Here is a 20,571-nt window from a genome sequence, read left to right as displayed (position 1 = left end):
GGCGTTTAAAAGCGTCGACGGTTTGCTCCCCTAGCCCAAACGCGGGCGGGGGGAGCAAACGCAGCCGGGCACTTCAAGTGGCTCTGGCCACCTCACTGCGACGACTTCGGCTCCGTTTCCACCAACTTCACCGCGAACTTGCCATCGAGGATCGCCCTCTCTTTCGCCTTGACCTTGGTCATCACATCACTGGGCACCTTGCCGTCGAACGTGCCCAGCGGCGCCAGTTCCGCGCCCTTGAACTTCATCAGCGAATAAGGGCCGTAGTCCTCGCTCTTGAACTGGCCGGCCTTGACCTTGCCGAGCGCGGCGCCCACGGTGGGCTCCATGTTCCACAGCGCCGAGGCCACCACGGTAGCGGGATACTGCGGCTGCGTGTTGATGACATTGCCGATCGCCAGCTTGCCCTTTTCCTTCGCGGCGTCGGATACGCCAAAGCGTTCGGCGTAGAGCACGTCGGCGCCCTTGTCGATCATGGCGAAGGCCGCTTCCTTGGCCTTGGGCGGATCGAACCACGAGCCGATGAAGCTGACCGTGAACTTCACCTTGGGATTGACCTCGCGCGCGCCTTCCATGAAGGCGTGCATCAGCCGATTGACCTCGGGGATGGCGTAGCCACCCACCATGCCGATATGGTTGGTCTTGGTCATGCCGCCGGCGATCATGCCACTGAGGTAGGACGGCTCCTGGATGTAGTTGTCGAACACCGAGAAGTTAGGCGCCTGCGGCTTGCCGGAAGAGCCCATCAGGAACGCAGTCTTGGGATAGTCCTTGGCCACCTTGCGCGCGGCCGCCTCGACGGCGAACGATTCGCCCAGGATCAGCGACGAGCCCTGCTCCGCGTACTGGCGCAGCACGCGCTCATAATCGGCGTTGGACACGCTTTCCGAGAACACATAGTCGATCTCGCCGCGCGCCTTGGCCTCGTTGAGCGCCTTGTGAATGCGCGACACCCATTGCTGCTCGACGGGCACGGTGTATACCGCCGCCACCTTCAGCTTGGCCTGCGCCTGCGCCGGCACGACGCCACCGAGTGCGGCCACGCTGGCGGCAGCCGCCGCGAATTTCAACCAGGACCTGCGCTTACCCTCAAAACTCATGGCTCTCTCCCCTTGTTGACGATAACTCCACGGCCAGGCCAGCCGGTTCCAGCCCGCAACCGCGCAGCAAAAGCCGCACCAGGTGGTCGGTGGCCTGTTCATAATCGCGCTGGCCCAGGTGGCTCACCCCAAGCACGGCGCAAACTTGCGACTCAAAATCGGCATAGGTCTGGGTGGCGGCCCAGATTGTGAAAAACAGGTGCTGCGGATCGACGCTGGCCATCTCGCCGCGCGCGATCCATTCCCGGATCACGCCGGCCTTGCGCGCCACCAGCGCGCGCAGCGCACCGCTGAGCACGTCGCGGATCTCCGGCGCACCGTGCAGCAATTCGTTGGCAAACACGCGCGAGGCATCCGGATGGCTGGCAGACAGCCGCATCTTGGCGCGGATGTACTGCTCCAGTGCCACCTGGGGCCGCTGCTCCGCGCCGATGATGTCGGTCTCGGACAGCCACAGCGCGAGCGTATGCGCCAGCACGGCCCGATATAGCGCCTGCTTGGTGCGGAAGTAGTAATGCAGGTTGGACTTCGGCACGCCGGCGCGCGTGGCGATCTCGTTCATGGTCGCGCCGGCAAACCCGGCCCGGGCGAACACGTATTCGGCCGCGCGCAAGATCAGCGCCTCGTTCTCCTGGCGGATGCGCCCCCCCGCCACTTCCCGCGGCGGCGGAAAGCATGGCGGTGGCGCCGTAGCCGGCGCTCCCATTACTTGGTGCCGTAGAGGCGGTCGCCGGCGTCGCCCAGGCCTGGCACGATGTAGCCGTGCTCGTTGAGTTCCTCGTCAATGGCCGCGGTGACGATGGCAACGTCGGGGTGCGCCGCTCGCAAGGCCTTCAAACCCTGCCGCGAAGCGATCAGGCACACGTACTTGAGCGTGCTCACGCCGGCTTCCTTCAAGCGGTTGAGCGCGGCGATGGCGGAGTTGCCGGTAGCCAGCATCGGGTCGACCACGATCACCAGCCGCTCATGGATGTCTTCCGGCATCTTGAAGTAGTACTCGATCGGCTCCAGCGTTTCCGGGTCGCGGTACAGGCCGATATGCCCGACCCGCGCGGCCGGCAGCAAGTCCAGCATGCCATCCAGGAAACCATTGCCGGCCCGCAGGATCGACACCAGGCACAGCTTCTTGCCCGAGAGCACCGGCGACTGCATGGGCGCGATCGGCGTCTTGATGGCGATGGTCTCCATCGCCAGGTCGCGGGTCGCCTCGTAGGTCAGCAGCTGGCTGATCTCGCGCACCAGCCGGCGGAAATTGTCGGTGGTGGTGTCTTCGCTGCGGACCAGCGTGACCTTGTGCTGCACGAGCGGATGATCCACTACCATCACGGACGCAGTGGCGGGCGGTACGGCGGAGAGGTCGGTCATGATGCGCTCCTGGAAGGCGATAGCGGATAGCACTTGCTGGTTGCTCATGCTGTTTGCTGTTTGCTGTTTGCTGTTTGCTGTTTGCTGTTTGCTGTTTGCTGTTTGCTGTTTGCTGTTTGCTGTTTGCTGTGGCGCGGGTCTGGCAAACCCGCTAGAACACCGTGCCGTCGCTGTTGATGGCGAAAGGCGGCGGGCCACCTGGCCTGCGCTTGGCGGCAATGCGCCGCCCCGCGGCCCAGGTGCCGCCCTCCAGCACGCGGGCCAGCGGGAACGACTCTGCCGACAACCCGAGCGCCTCGCGCACGGACGCGGCCACGAGGTCGAGTCCCGTCACCGTGAGCGCGCGCCATTCCACGATAACCGGCTCATCCACCGTGTGCGCCACGGCAGTGAAGCCAGGGTCGCGCGGCACCATCAGCTCGAAATCGAACAGCAGCCCGCCGTTGCGGTATTCGGGCAAGCCCGTCAGGACCTCTAGCCCGGTCACGGTCAGGCCGGCATCTTCCAGCGGTTCCAGCAGCGAGTAGGTGAGCCACTGGGTCAGCTTGTGAAAAGGCACCAGGCCATCAGTACAGGCCGGGTGGTGCCAGCAGTCGCCCAGCGACACGCCTTCCAGGCTCACGCGCCCGGGCCATACCGGCCCCAGCGCCACCAGCAGCGTGGTAAGCACGAAGCCGGCCTCGATCCGCCCAGAGCTGGCATGCGCCTTGATGTAGTCGAACAGGTTGCCCAGCCGCGCCGGCGAACCAAAGACCGCTGGCGTGGCTTGCGCCACCTCGCCAAGACGGCGCAACAGCCCGGCGCGTCCATCCAGGCCCACCAGCGGGTTGTGCTGGGCCACCTGGAACGCGGTTGCGATGGAAGACGCATCGATACGCATCAGGCGCTCGGCATCGGAGCGCAGCGGCTGCCCCGGCTGGGCGGAGAAGCCGCCGCGCGCGAACAGGTCGAAGCTGGCCACGCCGAGCCCTTCGGAGCGCGTCAGCGACAGGTCGCTGGCAGGATCGCGATAGCGCCAGTCCGGGCCTGCGCCGGCATCCAGCAATACGCTGGGAATCACCAGGTCGATGCCGATGCGGGCGCGCTCCTCACGGTCGGCCTCGCCGGAGAGCCCGCCGCGTTCGCACAGGATCTGCCAGCGGTCCAGCTTCTCGCCAGGGCCGCCGCTCTCGAAATGACGCCAGCGGCTGTGGTACGGCACGTTGAGGTCGGGATAGCGCTGGCGGATGGTGGCCGCCACGTAATCGGCCACTGCCGGGATCCGCTCCGGATGCCAGGTAAACAGCTCGGACGCGCCGGCTGCCACATGATCCGTCACGGCAGCACAGCGCGTGCGTACCGCCTGGCCGGTGAGCAACGCGGCGGCCGGATGGCCCGGCGGCACGGGACTGGCCCAGCCACCGGCATCATCCTCGCCGTTGATGAAGGGATTCGCGGCGCCGCGCACGCCACCCGCTTCGGGTATCTCGTTCATTCGTGCAGTCCTCTACCCTTGGCCAGCGCAAGTTCTTCCGCGTCGGGCGGGGTATAGCTCGTGAAGTAGCCAGCCGCCACCTTGGCGTCGATTTCCACGCGGGCATCGGCCGGGATCAGTGCATCGGGAATCGCGACCTGCTCGACCACCTCGATACCCTGAGCGGTCAGCGCCCCGTGCTTCATATTGCTCATCGAAGCCCAGCGGTCGATACGCCTGATGCCGAGCCAGTGGAACACGTCGGGCATGAGTTCCTGGAAGCGCATGTCCTGCACGCCGGCGATACATTCCGTGCGTGCGAAATAAGTCTCGGCCCGGTCGCCGCCAACCTGGCGCTTGCGGGCGTTGTAGACCAGGAACTTGGTCACCTCGCCCAGCGCCCGGCCTTCCTTCCGGTTATAGACCACCAGCCCCACACCGCCCTGCTGCGCCATCTCGATGCACACCTCGATGCCGTGGGCCAGGTACGGCCGGCAGGTACATATGTCGGAGCCGAACACGTCCGAGCCGTTGCACTCGTCGTGCACGCGGCAGGCCACCTTGGTCTCGGGCTTGCCAAGCTGGCTGACATCGCCGAAGAAGTACAGGGTCATGCCGCCGATCGGCGGCAGGAACACTTTCAGGTCGGGGCGCGTGACCAGTTCCGGAAACATGCCGCTGGTCTGCTCGAACAGGCTGCGGCGCAGCATGCTCTCCTTGATCTCGAAGCGGCGCGCCAGCCCCGGCAGGTACCAGACCGGATCGATCGCGGCTTTGGTGACCCGCACGTCGCCATTGGCATGAAGGATCTGCCCGTCGGGTGTGAGCCGGCCGGCCGCAATGGCGCCCATCAGTTCCGGCATATTGATGTGGGCACGCGTAATGGCGATCGAGGGACGGATGTCGATGCCCGCGGCGATCCGGTCGCCGAAGGCGCTGGAAACCAGGTGGCCCCAGGGATCCATCGAGACGATCTTGTCCGGATCGCTCCACTGCGGGTGAGGCCCGATGACCTCGGCCGGCGAGGTATCGGTGAGATCAGCGCGGTGGTCTCGCTGCAGCTTGCCGGAGGCCACCGCCAGCGCGCGGTAAACCGCGTATGCGCCGGAATGGGTGCCGATCACATTGCGCTGAGCCGGATTGGTCAGGCTTGCGATCACGGGGCCGCGCTCCGCTGCCGTGGCGGCCCCCCAGTGGATTGGCTCGGCCGGCTTGTCGCGGCGCGCGTGCGAGGTCAGGACAATATGATCGGACATGGCAGCCTCGGAACAAGAATCCTGACCAAACGGTCAGGTTTACGATTCCATAGTAGGCAACCTTCGTGCCATATCCCAATGCTCGTTTTTACCTTGTGTTGCACGCCGCACGATGCCGCTTGCGCACCGTGCCTGTGCGCAAGCGCCGCGGCCAGCACCAGTCCTGGTGCATAGGCACCATGCAAAAGCGGCACCGGGCCGCTGGGGCCGGGTGCCGCTGGCTATGCCTTCGGATAAACCGAAAGCGCTATCGGGACTATCGGGGCTATCGGTCGGTCAGGTTGACCGTTGCTGCCCCGCCTCCTGCCGCTGGACCGGCTCGTGGGCAGCGGGCCACAGCGCCAGGCGCAATGCGCGCAACGGCGCACCGCTCTCCACGTAGCGATGGAACAATGCCCCCGCGGCGTTGCTGAGCAGCCAGGCCAGCACCATGCCGAGCGCATTGAGGAGGGGCTGGTGCGGAGCCAGATGGAAGACCAGGGCATTCACCACCAGGCAAATCGGGAAATGCACCAGGAACACCGAGTAGGAAATACGCCCGAAAAATGCCAGGAACTGGGCCTGCGGCCAGTGCTCAAGCCAACCGCCACGGCGCGCCGTGCCGAGCAGGAGCGCGATGGCCAGCGCCACCGCGATGCGCAGCCGGAAATCCACGACCAGCGCTGCCAGCACCACGGTGCACAACACCAGCAGTGCCACCGGCGAACGCTCAGGCTCGGATGCCCAGAAGGCCAGCGTGCCCAAGCCGTAGGCGCCGAAGAAGTAAATCGCCCAGATATCCCATGTGGCATCACGGTTGAACCAGAACAGTGAAGCCAGCACCAGCCCGGCCACCGCCAGCGGGCCCATCGGGCTGCCGCCCACGTCAAACCATTGCTCGCAGCGGCGGGCTGCCCACAACGCCACCATCAACAAGGCGAACAACTGCAGGTCGATGGCCACATACCAGACGCCGGCAGACAAGGCATCGAAGTCCAGCACGTTGTGCAGCAGCAGCACATGCGCCAGGAACTGGTGCAGGCCGGGGGCACCGGGAATGGAGTCGTGATGCATCCAGGTGCGCGCGATGGCGGCACCGGCAATGGCAATCAAGATAGCCGCGGTATAGGGCACCACCAGCTTCTGATATCGGCGCCAGATTGCCTGCAAGGGGCGCGGCACCATCAAATGCCCGCCGGGCGCCACGCTGCGCGCCGCCAGGAAGCCGCTGATGACGAGGAACACCTGCACGGCGATGCGCGCGTACTGCGAAAACCAGTCGAGCAGACCGGGCGCCAGCACGTGGGCCGCATCGGACATGGGGCCATAGAAGGCAAGATGGTGCAGCACGATCAGCTGTGAACTGATCGCCTTGAGAGCGTCAATGCACGCCATGCGCGAAGGACGGGGGCTCATTTGTTATAAGAATGCTACAAAGTACACAAGGGCCGGATTCTACTCCCAGGAAACAGGATGGCGCCAAAACGGGCCACGATGCACCGCCGCAAAATGGCGAGAAGCGTTGTATTGGTCACACATTGCGCCGCAACATATGCACCAAACAGCATATTGACTGCATTTGCCTAAAAACTGTAACGATTCCCCACCGGCCCCCTGCATGACAGCCAGAGCAACGCCGCCGCCACGCCCAGCGAAACCCAATAATCGGTAGGCGCGCCGGCCCACCAGTGGATGTGCCAGGGCACGAAACTCGGCGCAAAGCGCGCCAGCCCGAATGCCGGGTTCAGCACGAACCAGAGAAAATCCTCGCTGATCCAGAACACCATGATGCAGGCGATCACGCGCGCCTCGGCGCGCCAGTTCCAGCGCCCGCCGAACACCAGTGAAAAATGGAAGAACAGCGCCACGCAGGGGAATACCCACGCGTGATACCCCGTCATCGGGCGCCCGCCCCAGAAAATATCCAGCAGCCAGTGATGCTCGATGCGCCAGGTGGGCAGGTTGGCCGCCCAGCCCGCGGCGCCCTCGATCTGGATCTCCACGTTAGCGAAGAAATAGGCCAGCAGCAGGGTCCACGCCACGGTCAGCACCAGCACCATCGGATGGCGCGACGGATAGGACTGGCCCGCGTGCCGGGTGGAAGAAGACAGGTTCAGCGCGCGCATCTCAACGCGCCGCCGTCGCAGCCGCGCCGCCGTGGCCGGCTAGCTGGCCGGACCGCGCCAATTGCCCGAGCACGGTTTCCAGCACACGGCGCGCCGCCGCCGGTTGCCCCAGCGCGCTAGCCCGCGCACGCATCTGGTCGAGCCGCGCCGGCTCCGCCAGCAAGAGGCGCACCCGGTATTCGAGCGATACCAGGTCGACCGCCTTGAGCGCAGCGCCTTGCTCCAGCAGGTAATCGGCATTGCGCTCTTCCTGCCCGGGAATCGGCGCATTGACCACCATCGGCACGCCCATCGCCAGGCATTCGGACGTGGTCAGGCCGCCGGGCTTGGTGATGACCAGATCGGAGCACGCCATCAGACGCTCCACCTCATTGGTAAAGCCGAAGGGAAAGAGCCGCCCGGAGTGTGCGGCGGCGAGGGTCTTGAGCCGCGCCAGCGCGGTCTCGTTGCGCCCGGCAAGCACGATCAGCTGGAAATCGTGCTCCAGCCGCATCAGCGCGCCGGCCACTTCATCAAGGCCGCCAAGGCCTGCCCCACCCCCCATCAGCATGATGGTGCGCCTTGCCGGATCGAGCCCGAAATGCTGTGCGCAGGCCTGGCGATCCTGCGGATGGGAAAACGCCGGCACCACCGGAATCCCTGTGGTATGGATGCGGCCAGCCTCGATCCGGCTGGCCCGCATGCGAAACGCGATTTCCTCGCTGGCGGCAAAGTAACCCGTCATATGGGGAATCACCCACATGCCGTGCAGATCAAAGTCCGTCACCTGCACCCACACGGGCACCGCCAGCCGCTGCCGGCGCACCTCATGCATCAGGATCTCGGCGGGCAGGAAGTGCGTGCAGACGATGGCATCCGGGGCGAACTCGTCGATCGCACGGCGCAGCGCGCGCGTGCTCAGCCGCTCGGCGGCGCGCCGCAGCTTTTGCATCGGCGCTGCCGGGTCGGCCTCGGAAGTGTGCTGGTACAGCATGCCCCAGAGGGCCGGATAGCTGTTTACCAGCTTGATGTAGAAGTCGGTGTAGAGCTTGCGAAACGTGGCCGGGACGTATTCCATCACGTCCAGGTGAAGCGTCTGCACGCCGGGGAATTCGGCTTCGGCGGTAAGACGCAGTGCTTCAGCGGCGCGCATGTGGCCGGCGCCGGCGGAAACACTGAGGAACAGGATCTTCTGCTGCTGCATGGGGATTGTGGGAGATTGGGCTGCCGGGGTGATCCCGGAGGTGCCGGGACGCTGGGGTGCTGGAGAGTTTCGGCGCGGTGCTCACTTCATGACGAAGGACTTGATCAGCGTCAGTTCGCCGGGCTTGCGCATCGGCACGCGGAACACCTGCTGCTTTTCGTTGGGCGTGTTTTCATCGGTGATCAGCGCTACTTGCGCCACGGTAATGGCTTCGGGACCGGCGCCGCTGCCGTAGTAGTTCACATAGACCAGGTAGGTGCCGGGTGGCGGCGCGGCAATCGAATAGATCTCCGGGCCATAGCCGGTGGTGACGTCGACATCGAGCGCGCCGCCGTTGCTGGCCACGCGATTCGCATAGAAGGTGTGCTGGCCGTCGGGCGCCACCACATGCAGGTCCAGGTCGGTCTGATCGCTGTCCCACGACAGCACCACGCGCAGGCGCGGACGGGTCTTGCCCTGGTAGCCGTCGTAGAACTGCACGCGCTTGCTGGCGCCCTGCGCACTGCGGATCTCCACGCTGTTGCTGCCGCCCGAGAAGGCGTAGGGCCGTGAGAAGCGGCCATCCTCCTCAACCCGCTGCGGCATCGCCACGCCGTTGACCACCAGGGTGGCAACCGAGCCGCCACCGCGCCGCCCGCGCCCGCCGGGTGCGGGGCTCGACGCGGCGCTCGCGGCATCCGCCTCGGACTTCGGCGCCGCGCGGATGCGCCCGGCAATCATGGCGCTGGCGGCTTGCCCGGCTCGCGTGGAGACCGCCACCGCCGGGTAATGCACTTCCTGCGTATAGGCCGAAGCATCACCGGCCGAGTTGCGCCAGCCGTTGCGCGGCGTGGTGAACTCGATGGCATCGTCGGCTCGCGCGGCGCCGGCCAGCAACAATGCCGGCAGGGTCAGGCTGATCAAGGCTAGTTTCGGCGAGTGCTGCATATCCACGGTTCCTTCCTGCGTTCTTTGCGACTGCTTTCTGGCTAGGCGTCGGTCTGGCTATCAGTGTGCCTGATCGATGTGTCGGATCAGAAGCGCACCGACTTCATCAGCGCCAGTTCGCCCAGCTTGCGCAGCGGCACCACGAGCGTCTCACGCTTTTCATTGAGCGTGTTCTCGTTGTAGATCAGCGTGAGCTTAGCGGTAATCAGGTCGCGATCGTTCTTGCCTTTTTCGAAGTTGTAGCCGTCGGCGTTGAAATTGCCCCAGTAATTCACATAGAACAACCACACCCCGGGACGCGGCGCCGCGCTCGAGAAAATCTCCGGCCCCGCACCGTCCACGCTATCCACGTCCAGACCGCCCCCTTCCGGCAGCAAGGGGCTGGCAAAGAAGGCATGGCCACCGTCAGGTGAAATCACATGCAGGTCGACCTCGGCCTTGGGATCGTCCCAGGTCAACACCGCGCGCAGCTTGGCCTGGATCTTGGTCGCGTCGGCCTCGTAGAACTGCAAGCGCTGGCGCGAGGCGCCATCAGCGGACACGATCTCCACACTGTTGGAGCCCCGGCCAAACGCCCACGGCCGCGCGAAGCGCCCCTGCTCGTCGGCATACAGCGGCATGGCCGTGCCGTTGACCACCAGCGTGGGCGGCTTGCGGCCCTCCTTGCCGACCTTGCGCAGGCACCCCTCGATCAGCGTGCGGTACTTCTGCGTGCCCCGGTCCACCGGCGGCTTGGGATAAGCGGCGGTATGGCGCTCGAGCTCGTTGGACAAGCCGCCGTGGCGCCAGCCGCCCACCGGGCCGTCCAGATCGGCAACCGGCTCGGCCGCGGCCACCAGCGGCGCCGCGGCGCAGGCCAGGGCCAGCACGCCGTGGCGCCAGTTGCAGGACAGATTACGGGTGAGATTCATGATGGGTTTTGCGTACGTACCAGCTTGCGCGCCATGGCTTCGACAAAGCCTTCGTCCTGCCCGCGCGGGTGGCGGGCAAATGCAAGATGGAGATATTCGTGAGCCAGCGCAATGCGGTCGTCCTCGCTGGCCAGCCGGTGGATATAGAGCCGGTTGCGACGCGCATCGGCATAAGGGCGGCCTTCGCGCACTTCGCACACTGCGGGCAGCGGCGGCGTTTCATAGCCCGGCTCCGCCGCCAGCCGGCGCTCCCAGTGCGGCGCGCGCTGCGCCAGCCACTGCCGCGCATTGGCCACCGCCAGGCAATCGCCGGCCACGGGGCTCTGGAACGAGGTGAGCGTGGCCTGAGGCCACCAGCGGGCCAGGATGGCATCGAACGACTGCCCCTGCCCGGCCGCGCGCCGGGCCTCCAGCCAGGCCATGCGCCCCTGGCCGCTCGCGTCGTGGTGATAACGCACGGCCACGCCGGGCAACACCAGCGCATCGGTCACATCAGCGGCACGCCGCGCCGCGGCGGTAGGTGCACGTGGCAGCACACGCTGGGTGCGGCTGCTATCTGCAATATGAAAGCAGCCTTGCTCACGCGTGGCTTGCTGGATCAGGTAGCTGCGCGCGGCCACCGCCAGGGCGCGGGCGGCCTCGGGCTCGGTGGTGTCGCCCTCGCGCTCGACCACCCGCGCCACGTAGTCATTGAGACCGAAACGGCCCACTACGCGCGGCGCGGCGCCGGGCTTGCGCAGCAGCATCAGTTCGCCACGGCTCTCCACGCGCAGGGTGTTGCCATTGGCAAACTCGGCGCGATAGGTGCCGTTGAGCGGGCCATCCGCCACGGCCTGGCGACTTGCGCCGGTGCCATTGCCGGTACCGGTACCGGCGGCTTGCAGATCGCGCAGCGCATAGCGCTCGAACATATCGACCAGCACGCAGGCGCCATCATCAGGCACCGGCACGGTGGCCAGCAACGGCTGCAGGCGGGGCGCCGCACGGCGCAGCACATTGGCACTGGCGCCGGGGCCGCCCAGCCAGACCGGGCTGCCATCGGCAAGCCAGCCGGCCGCGCCGCCGATGGATGCGCCCGGCCGCGCCGGGTCCGGCATGGTCCACGTCTTGGCGCGCAGCAGGCTGCCATAGTTGGCCAGCGTGCCTTCGCCGCGCCCCACCGTCAGTACCGATACCAGCGTCGCGGCGGCTGCCTGTTGCGCGGCGGGGGGCACGGCATGCAGCCCGGCAAGCAGATCGGCAACGGCCACGTTGCGAGCGGGCTGCATCGCCCGCATGTCCTGCAGCCACGCGGGTGCGCCTGCCTCCTTCCAGAAGCGGCGCCAGTCCGCAGCGGACAGACCCAGCCGCCGCGGCTCGAAATAGCGTCCGCAGGATTGAATCAGCGCACGCTCGCGGTCGATGCTCTGGCCGGGCGTGCAGCAGTAAACCTCCTCCGGGTCACCACCACGGCAGGTGTAGTCATCGGATGGCTTGTCGCGGCCGACCAGGTAGCCATAGACGAACAGCTTCCACACGCTGCCCAATGGGGTCTGCAAGCTGGCAGGCAATGGCGTGGCAGCGGGCGCGGCGGCGTTGCCGTCGAGGGCGAACAATTGCGCGTCCGCTCCCGCGAGCCGCGCGAAGCGCAGGGGCTCGGCGGGCGCGAGCGTGGCAGCCAGCACGGGCCCGGCGCACGCCGCACCCACGGCGGCCAGCACCGCAAGCCGTCGCCACCAGGCACGGCCGGCGGCCATGCGCGCTGCGCCGTTCATGCCCGCCTCACTCCACCGTCAAGGGGAAACCCGCCGTCTTGCCGTCGCCTTGCAGGGCCTTGGCATCTGGCTGGTACATGCGGAAGTAGCGCACCGGGGGCAGGTTGAACTTGCCTGGCAGCGAAAAGCGCACCAGCTGGCGCAGCACCACCGGGCGCTCTAGCGAGACTACCGGCTGGTGATACGACAGCATGCCCATCTCGTATGTCACGGCGCGCTGGAACGGCTGCAGGCCGGTGACCTTATTGTCTGGATCGGGCAAGCCGTCGATCCGCAGGCCCCACGTCGTGCCCTCGACCTCGCCGCCGGGCGGCAGCGGTGCTTCGACCAGCCCGTAGCGATAGGTGCCCTGGCGCGGGCTCAGCACGATTTCATCGACGTAGAGCGTGTTGCTGTCGAGCTTGTCGCCCGGCTTGACCGGCTTGGCCGAGAAGCTCAGGCCGGCCGTACCCGCCGCGGCGGCTTCGGCTGGCTTGCCGTCCTTCGCTGCGCCATCGCTCGTGGGCACCAGGCGATAGAGCTTGCGCTCGATGCCGATCGGCAGGCGCGAGGCTTCCTGGGCACGGCTGCGGTAGGACACCACGGCATTGGTGTTGAACGACTGCGAAGCCGCATCCATGTTCTGCGGCACGGTAAGCGCGAGCGTCTCAGGCAGTTGCGCCCCGCTCCAGCGCCATTCCGGCAGGCCGAGCGGGCTGCGCGTAGCCTTCCAGTTGCCCTGCGGCACGCGCAGCGCGGGATCGCCCTCGCCGGCCAGCCCGCGGCCCAGCCCGCCGCCAAGGGCCTTGTTGAGCCACACCAGCGTCACGGCCCGGTCAATCGTCGGTGAGGCAGCGCCGGCGCGGGCCAGCAGCGCCTGCACGTCGGAAGTGGCCGCGCCCTTGCCCGCCATCAGCAGCAGGCTCTGCACCAGCGGCGAAGGATCGCTCGCCAACGTCAGACGCGCGGCCTCGGCGGCGCTGGCCAGGCCTTCCGGCATCGGCTGGCCGATCTGCTTGTAGAGCTGCGCGGCCAGCACGGTCGCCACGCGGCGGCCTTGCGGCGAATCCGGTGCGGCAAACACCAGGCTTTCGCCCACGGCCGCGCCAGGCGCGTCGGCGCCGGGGCGAGCGAGCTCGCCGGCCACGCCACCGAGCTGCGTGGCCACCGGCAAGCCCATCTCGTTGATGAACCACAGCGCGAGCGCACGGTGCAGCAGCGGCTCCTTCATGGCCTGCTTGTAAGCTTCCAGCGTGCGCTTCCAGTGATCGGGCGGCAGGCTGATGCCGACGGCGCGCGTTGCCAGCCAGTCGGCGTAATAGGCATACGCCGTCAGCAGCGCGCTATTGCCCACCGTATCGCCCCACCACCCAAACTGGCCATTGACCCCAGCCAGCAGCGCCAGGCGCTGGCGCTGGGTGCGCAGCAGCGCGTCGATGCCCTGGGTGCCGCCGCCCGTGTCCGCGGCGGTGGCGGCCAGGCTACGCTGGGCCAATGCCAGCGGAATCAGCCGGCTGGCGGTCTGCTCGGTGCAGCCGTACGGATAAGCCAGCAAGTCGTCCGCCACGCGGGCAAACTGGCTGGCGGCGCCGTCGACGAAGCGCAGGCGCACGTCCTGTGCGTCCGCCGGCAGCTTGAACGCGGCATTGGCACCTGCCAGCGGCAGCGTCAGCTCGCGCTGCGAGAGCCAGCCGGTGGGCTCGACCGTGAGCGTGGTCTGCAGGCGGTCCAGCACTTTGCCCTGCAGCTTGATCTCCGCATTGACCACGCCACCCTGCAGAGCGCCCTGCGCAACCGGCAGGCGCACGTAGTTAGCGCCACGCTTGAGCGTCACGCTCTGGTTGATGTTCAGGCCGGCGCCGATCACCACGAGGTCCGCGGCCACCTCCTGCTCACCCTGGTTGAAGGCCACCATGTCGATGCGCGGCGCGTCCTCGGCGCGGTAGCGTTGCGGCCCGGTCCATTTGAGATACAGGCCCTTGTCGGACCGGATGCTGGCGGTGCGCTGCCCTACCATGCCGTCGGCAGACATCGCTCGCACCGTGATGCGCCAGCGGGTCAGGGAGTCAGGCATGGTGAAGCTCATGCGCGCGCGGCCGTCTGCGCTGGTACGCAGGTTGGCCTCCCACGCGGCAGTGTCTTTCTCGTCCCGGCGTGGGCGCTCCAGCACCTTCACGCCACGCTCGTTATAGCGGCCTCGCTCAGGGCCGCCGGCGCCGGGCTGGCCCGACACGGCGAGGTCGTAGCCGATGAAGTTCAGGCTGGAAGTGGTGCGCACGCTGTTGCGGCGCGGATGGTAGAAGAAGTCGACGATGCTCGGGGCGATTTCAGGCTGCAGCACGTAGACCATCTCGTCCACCACGCTGACGGTGAGATTCGCCGGCACGGGCTTGCCATTGAAGGCGCTGGTGAGGTCCAGCGTGACGGTCTCGCCGGGGGCATAGACAGGCTTGTCGCTCTTGACCACCAGCTCGATCGTGGGCTGTACCACGGCAATGCCGGCGTTCTGGAACACGTAGTCGCCGTCCTTCACGTACAGCACGGAGAACGTCATATTGGGGCTGAAATCGTTACCCACCTTGATCCGCGCCCGCCATTGCTTGTCGGTGACCTTCTCCAGCGACAGCCAGTCGCCACCCTTGGACAGCAGGCCGCGCCGCTCCACCCGGTCGCGCTCGAGCGTCAGCAAGGCATCCTCGACGGCGAGCGGGAACGTCACCAGCGCTTCGGCCGTGTCGCCGATGCGGTAGCGGTCCCGGTCGAACACGATCTCGATATTGCCCGGCACGGTCTGCAGGCCCTCGCCGGCCACCCAGTGGCTAGCGGCGGCCAGCAGATTGCCCGCGCCGTCCTTGACGGAGAGCGTATACGAGCCCGGCTGGTCGAACTTGACCGGGAACGACACAGTGCCGTTGGCGGCGGGGCTCAGCGCGCCTTCGCTGCGGGTGCGGGACTCCAGGCGCACCAGTTCCCACTTGGCCGGCGCCTGCGCCGAGGCCTGCCCGCCTGCGGCCAGCGCCTGCAACTGGAAGGTCACGCTCTGGCCCGGGTTGGTGAAGTTGGCCGGCGCTGTCAGCTTGTATGGCGTGGCGCCACGCGCGATCAGCAGTTCGCGCGTGACCTTGACCCGATAGGCCGCGCCGTCGTTGGCGAACACCGTCACCACGTAACGGCTCGGATCCTTGGCGGCAGGCAGCACCAGCGCGGCATTGCCACTGCCGTCGGTGGTCAGTTCCTGCTGCTCCAGCTTGACCGGGAACAGGCCGGCATATTGCAGCTCGCCCTCCACCATCGTCACCTGCTGCGCGCGCAGGCTGACGGACAGCTTGGCGTCCTTGACCGGCTTGCCGTCGGGATAGCGCAGCTGGATCTTGCCCTTGACCGCCTCGCCGGTGGCATAGTCGGCCTTGTCCAACGCAAGATTCACGTCGAAATGCGGCTTGATGTACTCGGCCACGCGGAAGGCGCCGCCGTAGGTGTTGCCACCGTAGTCGAAGCGCAGCGTATAGCCGCCGGCCAGGGCATTGGCGGGCAGCGTGAAGCGCGCGTCGGCGCCGTTGTCAGCGGCCAGCGCGGTAGCGACCGAGGCCAGCGGCGCGCCGTTGGGGTCCAGCACCTCCAGCTTGATATCACCAGGCGCAGCGGGGCCGGATTCGGTGGCATTGCGGAAATTGCGGCCAATGAACTTGACCCGGACTTCGTCGCCGGGACGGTACAGCGGCCGGTCGGTGAAGGCGTACAGCTTGGTGTTGTAGATCTCGCTGTCGTAGTAGAAGTTTTCCGAGATAAACGCGCCGCCGGCCGGATCCACGCCCAGCAGGTAGCTGCGCTCCGGGCTGGCGTGGGCCAGATCTGCCGCACCGTCAGCGCCAGTGGTGGCGCTTTGGAGCACGCCGAGACCATCGGTCCAGGCCAGGCTGGCGCCGGCAACCGGGCGGCCGCTCTTGCGCTGCGCGGCCCAGACCAGCATACCGTTGCCGGTGCTCTTGGTAATGGCCACGGTATCGGACACAAACAGCAAGGTATGGGCGCGGTAGGTGCCGATGATGCCTTCGACGATGTACAGGCCCGGCTTGAGCTTGCCCAGCGGCACCATCACGTTGCCCGCGTCTCGCGGCAGGAATTCGCTGCTGCTGCCTTCCAGCTTGACGTCCTTGGGCGGCGCGATTTCCTTGGCGTCCCAGATCGGGTAGCGGAAGCGCTCGACCACGTCATAGCCCTTGAGCGGCTCGTACTGCGGGTTGTTCTCGAAGCGGGTCGGCTGGGCAATCTGGTCACCCATGCTGAACTGCGGCGCGTCCTCCACCGCCTTGCTGCGGGTCGCGAACGACAGCACGCGTTGCCATGCGCGGCGCGCCTGCTTGTACCAGCTATCCCACAGGTAGGACAAGGTATTGGCCAGCCCTTCGCCGCGGTAGTTCGCCTTGACGTCGATCCGGTGCAGGTTCTTTTGTGCCTTCAAGAAGGCGATCGGATCGGCGACCCGGTACACGAGGATGTCGGCGCCGCCGTAGCGCTGCAGCTCGCTCTTGTATTCGCGGCCCGGGGCTTCCAGGCGCACCTGCGCCGTCTGGTCGCTGCCGTAGCTGGCGTCCGACAGCAGGAAGAACGGCTGCCCTTGGAAGGCGCTATAGCCGCTTGACGGCACCGTGTCGAGCGTGACGCTCGGCCGCTCGGCGGCGCCTGCCGCCTGGGTGCCTGCCAGCAAGGCAAGCGCCAGCAGCATGCGGGGGATGGAGGAACGCAGAAGCGCGCTTGCGCGCGTCATGACGACAAGCATCGTCTTTACCTCGACAAAAAGGCGAAACGGAATACGCCGATGAAATTGGGATTGCCGTCCTGCGGCTGCCAGCGCGAATCGTTCCATTGCATCAAGCGGGAAAGGGTGACGGCACGCAGGCCGTTATCGGTACGGGTCACGGTGCCGGTGTGATAGGCCAGGTACTGGCCCATCCAGATCATCAGGTGCTGTTCATCACCCTGGTCGTAGAAAAGCAGGTCGCCAGGCTGCGCCAGGTTGACGTTCCTGGCGACAAAGCGGCTATTGCCCTGCACCAGGGCCAGGGCGGAGGCATAAGCCCCGGTGCTGCCGTCGGCGCGGGTCCAGCGCTGGCCAAGCGTGCGCTGGCTCGGGCTCAGGCTAAGCTCCGGCGGCAACTGGCGGGCCGAGGCGCTGCCTTGCATGCCGTTGGCGCGCAGCCAGCGCGCGTCATGCACCTTGAGCGCCTCGCCCACGGCAAAGCGCACCAGGCCCGCACAATCGCGCTGGTACCAGCGTGGGGTCGGGCCCTGGCGCAGCTGCTCGCCGACGATGCGCACGAACCAGGCACGAAACGCCGCGGATTGCGCGGCATCGAGCGCATCCGCGTCTGGCGTGTCCGACGCCAGGCCCGACAAGGCCCAGGCCCGACCGCCGCCGGCCAGGGGCAAGGCAAGCGCCGCCAGCATCGAGCGGCGGCCTCGGCTCACAGCTATCACTGCGCGGCCTCTTGCGGTGCCGGTGCTATCGGCGCTATCGACGGGGCCGCGGCCAGCACGCCGCGCGGCGGCGTGCCTGCCTGCTGCCAGGTCACCGACACCCACGCACGCCCCGAAGGCAAGCTATCGGGCAGCACAAGCGAGACCGCCGGGTAGGCCGCAAGGGTCTTCAGCTTAGGGAACAGGTGAGCGCGCGCCGCGTTCAGGAACAGGGCTTCCTGGTCCGCGGGCAACGCCTTGGTGGCTTCGCGCCGCACCAGCGGCGCCAGCGTCGACGGGGTGAAACTGAGCACGGTACGAGCCTGCTGGCCGCGCTGCATGGTGTCGGCCACCGCGGGGAAGCGCTTGCCCTGCACCGCCAGCGCGTCATCCACCAACGCGCCGTCAGGCGAAAACAGCACCGTGTTGCCAGCCAGTGCCAGCGTCACGGGGAAATAGGCGCCCGCCGAAAGCTGCGCCGCGAACGGCGCCCCCTTGCCCTCACGCGTGCCGTAGGGCGAGCTGACCGCGCGCGACCACAACACCGCGCCGCCCGCGCCCTGGCGGCTCTGCACCGGCAGGCGCGCATAGGCGCCCTTTTCTGCGCCGGCATTGGGTTCATAGGCGCCGATCACTTGCTCGAACAGGCTCGCCAGCACCGGACGCAGCGCGGTAGCGGCATCGGCCGACTTGACCCGGGCCATGAACAACGGCGCCACCAGCGCCGACTTGCTATACCAGCACACGGCAGCCGGCCCGTCGAAGGCCTGGGCCACCTGCGCAGCCAGTTCATCCTTGCCGCCGCTGACCTTCTGCAGCATCTTGCCTGCGGCCTGCCAGTCCACCGGCAGCGTGGCGCACGCCGCGGGGTCGGCCGGCAAGGCCTTCCAGAGTTCGGCCGTGTTCCACTTGCCCGGCAGGCGCGCGCCATCGACCAGCACCGCGCTGTGCCAGGCGGCATCATCGGCGCCGGCCTTGGAATCGGATTTGGAATCGGACTTAGAGTCGGACTTAGAGTCGGCGCCGGCAAAATCGAAACGCAGCGCTTCGATGCCCGGGAAGAATGCCTGGTAGCCAAACGAGAGGTAATTCGCGCCAACCAGCACGCGATGGCCCTTGAGCGGGCCCTTGGCGGCGTCGAGCGCGAACGATTGCAGCGGGGTCTCGCGCGCGCCGGCATCGTCGGACAGCCAGGCGGCCACCGCCTTGGCGCGGGCGCCGATGGGCTTGCCTTCCGCGTCCAGCAGCATGCCGGCTTCCGACAGCACTACCAGGCGATCGCCCTTGCCCGCCAGCAGCAGGCTGCGCGCCGGGCCGATCCGCAACGCATACAGCGGCGTGCCGCCGACCTCACCGGCACGGCTCAGCTGCGTGTCAGCCGGGGCGATCGTGCCAAGTGTCTGCAGCACCTTGGCCAGCCCGTTGCGCTCCATCGACAACGCCCAGTAGCGCAAGGTGCCATCGGCGCCGCGCCAGGCCATGAGCCGGCCCGGTTCGTCGAACACGCGCTTGAGCAACGCATCGCCCCAGTCCAGGTCGTGCTCGAAGGCAATGCGACGCAACGCGCCCGAGGCAGACAGGCGGCCTTCGTTGTCTTCGTAATAATTGACGAAATCTTCGGTGAGCACATCGCGCAGCAGCGGCACGCGGAGCATATCGCGCGGCAGGCTGGACAGGCTTTCGCTGTCGACCAGCGCATCGGGGCGGCTGAAATCGAGTTCAAGCTGGCGGGGCTGCCCCTTCCAGGCGCGTCCGAACGGGTGCCAGACCATTTGCACGGCCACACCAGCGGCAATCGCCAGCGCGGCGGTGCCAAGCGCGATTCTCTTGCGCGAAATCTTCATGATTCCCTTCACGATCGTGATCACTGCACGTCACAGATGCAGCGAACCCGGTAGCGTACCGCGCACATCAATCAAACCGCAACCCAGCCACCGTGAATTTTTGTGACTGCCTGCGCGGCCGCGCGCTCGGCGCCACCCGCCGGCGTAGTGCGCTTTCCGACCGGGCGCCTTTGCCCAGGCGGCTCTCCGGGCCGATATTTGCTTATGACAAAGATGTACTTTGCCGAAGCGGGCCACGGGCGTAGCCTCGCCATTTTTGAAATATTCGACATATGTTCTCGTTTGCCACATTCGCCAGTGCCGGCACGTTCCGTGCCTCCCGCCTGCTGGCAAAGCTAGCGTTCGTCGCTGCCGCCGCCCTCTCGATTTCCGCCCCACACGCCGCCCAGGCTCAAAGCCCGGTGCTGGACAAGATCCGCAACACCGGCACCATCGTGCTGGGCTACCGTGAATCGGCGCTGCCCTTTTCCTTCGCCAACGACAAGGGCGAGCCCGCAGGCTACGCGGTGGACCTGTGCCTGCGCGCCGCGGAGGCCGCGCGCGTGAAGCTCGGGCTGAAAACGATCAAGGTGCGCTGGATGCCGCTCACCCCGCAGAACCGGATCCCCGCCGTGGTCAATGGCCTGGTCGATCTCGACTGCGCGCCCAACACGAACTCCCTGGAGCGCCAGAAGCAGGTCGCCTTCAGCGTCTCGCATTACATTTCCACGGTCCGCATGCTGGTGCGCGCGGATTCGGGCATCAAATCCTTCGAGGACCTGCGCGGCAAGAACGTGGTGACCAGCGCCGGCTCCACGGGCGATCGCCATGTGCGCCGCCTGAAGGGCCGGTATGGTTTCCATGACATCTACGCGAAGGATCATGGCGAATCCTTCCTGCTGCTCGAATCCGGACGTGCGCAGGCATTCGTGATGGACGATGTACTGCTGTCGGGACTGCGCGCCCGCGCCAAGGACCCTTCGCAGTTCGTGATCGTGGGTCCCGCTCTGTCGATCGAGCAGAATGCGCTGATGATGTCCAAGGCCGATCCGGAGTGGAAGCAACTGGTGGACCAGACCCTGGCATCGGTATTCGCCGGCCCGCAGGTGATCGCCCTGCAAAAGCAATGGTTCCAGCAGCCAATCGGCGCCCGCAGCATCAACCTTGCGCTGGCACCGAGCCCGGAAGTCCGGGATGCGTGGAAGCATCCTTCGGATGTCGCGACCGAATAACGGCCTTCGAAGCCCGGCGATCCGCC

15 protein-coding genes are annotated in these 20,571 nt (G+C 66.9%); 1 reads left to right on the top strand and 14 read right to left on the bottom strand.

Going from position 1 to position 20,571, the window contains the following annotated elements; all coding sequences use genetic code 11:
- Positions 1–92 precede the first annotated feature (92 nt).
- The 14 genes from AC1RQC_RS13965 to AC1RQC_RS13900 form a co-directional block, all read right to left on the bottom strand.
- A complete protein-coding gene (locus tag AC1RQC_RS13965) occupies positions 93–1,100 on the bottom strand; it encodes a BMP family protein (RefSeq protein ID WP_492883697.1) in 1,008 nt (335 codons plus the stop codon).
- The gene (locus AC1RQC_RS13960) at positions 1,090–1,806 is read right to left on the bottom strand and encodes a TetR/AcrR family transcriptional regulator (protein ID WP_043355603.1); all 717 of its coding nucleotides are present in this window, start codon (positions 1,804–1,806) and stop codon (positions 1,090–1,092) included. Before AC1RQC_RS13960 ends, AC1RQC_RS13965 begins: the two co-directional genes overlap by 11 nt.
- A complete protein-coding gene (upp, locus tag AC1RQC_RS13955; RefSeq protein WP_174427839.1) occupies positions 1,806–2,465 on the bottom strand; it encodes a uracil phosphoribosyltransferase in 660 nt (219 codons plus the stop codon). The genes AC1RQC_RS13960 and upp overlap by 1 nt, the downstream gene beginning before the upstream one ends.
- A 151-nt stretch (positions 2,466–2,616) precedes the next feature.
- Positions 2,617–3,939, bottom strand: a complete 1,323-nt coding sequence (locus tag AC1RQC_RS13950) for a URC4/urg3 family protein (protein ID WP_492374707.1) — start codon at positions 3,937–3,939, stop codon at positions 2,617–2,619.
- Positions 3,936–5,174: a GTP cyclohydrolase II gene (locus AC1RQC_RS13945; RefSeq protein WP_492810561.1), complete on the bottom strand. Its 1,239-nt coding sequence runs from the start codon at positions 5,172–5,174 to the stop codon at positions 3,936–3,938. Before AC1RQC_RS13945 ends, AC1RQC_RS13950 begins: the two co-directional genes overlap by 4 nt.
- 276 nt (positions 5,175–5,450) lie before the next feature.
- Positions 5,451–6,569, bottom strand: coding sequence for an acyltransferase family protein (locus AC1RQC_RS13940; protein WP_492374706.1), 1,119 nt, complete (start codon positions 6,567–6,569; stop codon positions 5,451–5,453).
- Between the two features lie 167 nt (positions 6,570–6,736).
- On the bottom strand, positions 6,737–7,213 hold the full coding sequence (locus AC1RQC_RS13935; RefSeq protein WP_183037099.1) for a hypothetical protein: 477 nt from the start codon (positions 7,211–7,213) through the stop codon (positions 6,737–6,739).
- A gap of 67 nt (positions 7,214–7,280) precedes the next feature.
- Positions 7,281–8,462, bottom strand: a complete 1,182-nt coding sequence (locus AC1RQC_RS13930; protein ID WP_492883695.1) for an MGDG synthase family glycosyltransferase — start codon at positions 8,460–8,462, stop codon at positions 7,281–7,283.
- An 81-nt stretch (positions 8,463–8,543) separates the two neighbouring features.
- A complete protein-coding gene (locus AC1RQC_RS13925; RefSeq protein ID WP_183037100.1) occupies positions 8,544–9,389 on the bottom strand; it encodes a YfaP family protein in 846 nt (281 codons plus the stop codon).
- Positions 9,390–9,475: 86 nt separating this feature from the next.
- Positions 9,476–10,300: a YfaP family protein gene (locus tag AC1RQC_RS13920; protein ID WP_492883693.1), complete on the bottom strand. Its 825-nt coding sequence runs from the start codon at positions 10,298–10,300 to the stop codon at positions 9,476–9,478.
- Positions 10,297–12,054 (bottom strand): DUF2300 domain-containing protein, encoded by a 1,758-nt coding sequence (locus AC1RQC_RS13915; RefSeq protein ID WP_492883691.1) that lies wholly within the window; start codon positions 12,052–12,054, stop codon positions 10,297–10,299. The genes AC1RQC_RS13920 and AC1RQC_RS13915 overlap by 4 nt, the downstream gene beginning before the upstream one ends.
- A 7-nt stretch (positions 12,055–12,061) precedes the next feature.
- Entirely contained in the window at positions 12,062–16,813 is a 4,752-nt protein-coding gene (locus AC1RQC_RS13910; RefSeq protein WP_492883689.1) for an alpha-2-macroglobulin family protein, read from the bottom strand.
- 5 nt (positions 16,814–16,818) lie between these two features.
- Positions 16,819–17,481 (bottom strand): DUF1175 domain-containing protein, encoded by a 663-nt coding sequence (locus AC1RQC_RS13905; RefSeq protein WP_492374713.1) that lies wholly within the window; start codon positions 17,479–17,481, stop codon positions 16,819–16,821.
- A 26-nt stretch (positions 17,482–17,507) separates the two neighbouring features.
- Positions 17,508–19,334: a DUF2138 domain-containing protein gene (locus AC1RQC_RS13900; protein ID WP_492883687.1), complete on the bottom strand. Its 1,827-nt coding sequence runs from the start codon at positions 19,332–19,334 to the stop codon at positions 17,508–17,510.
- 272 nt (positions 19,335–19,606) lie between these two features.
- Here AC1RQC_RS13900 and AC1RQC_RS13895 point away from each other — a divergent pair, with 272 nt between their 5' ends.
- Positions 19,607–20,545 (top strand): amino acid ABC transporter substrate-binding protein, encoded by a 939-nt coding sequence (locus AC1RQC_RS13895; protein ID WP_492810573.1) that lies wholly within the window; start codon positions 19,607–19,609, stop codon positions 20,543–20,545.
- Positions 20,546–20,571: the final 26 nt, after the last annotated feature.

It is taken from the genome of Cupriavidus sp. GW822-FHT03E04, assembly GCF_058801495.1.
The sequence above is the reverse complement of the archived record's forward strand: the minus strand, read 5'-3'. Positions and strand labels throughout refer to the sequence as shown.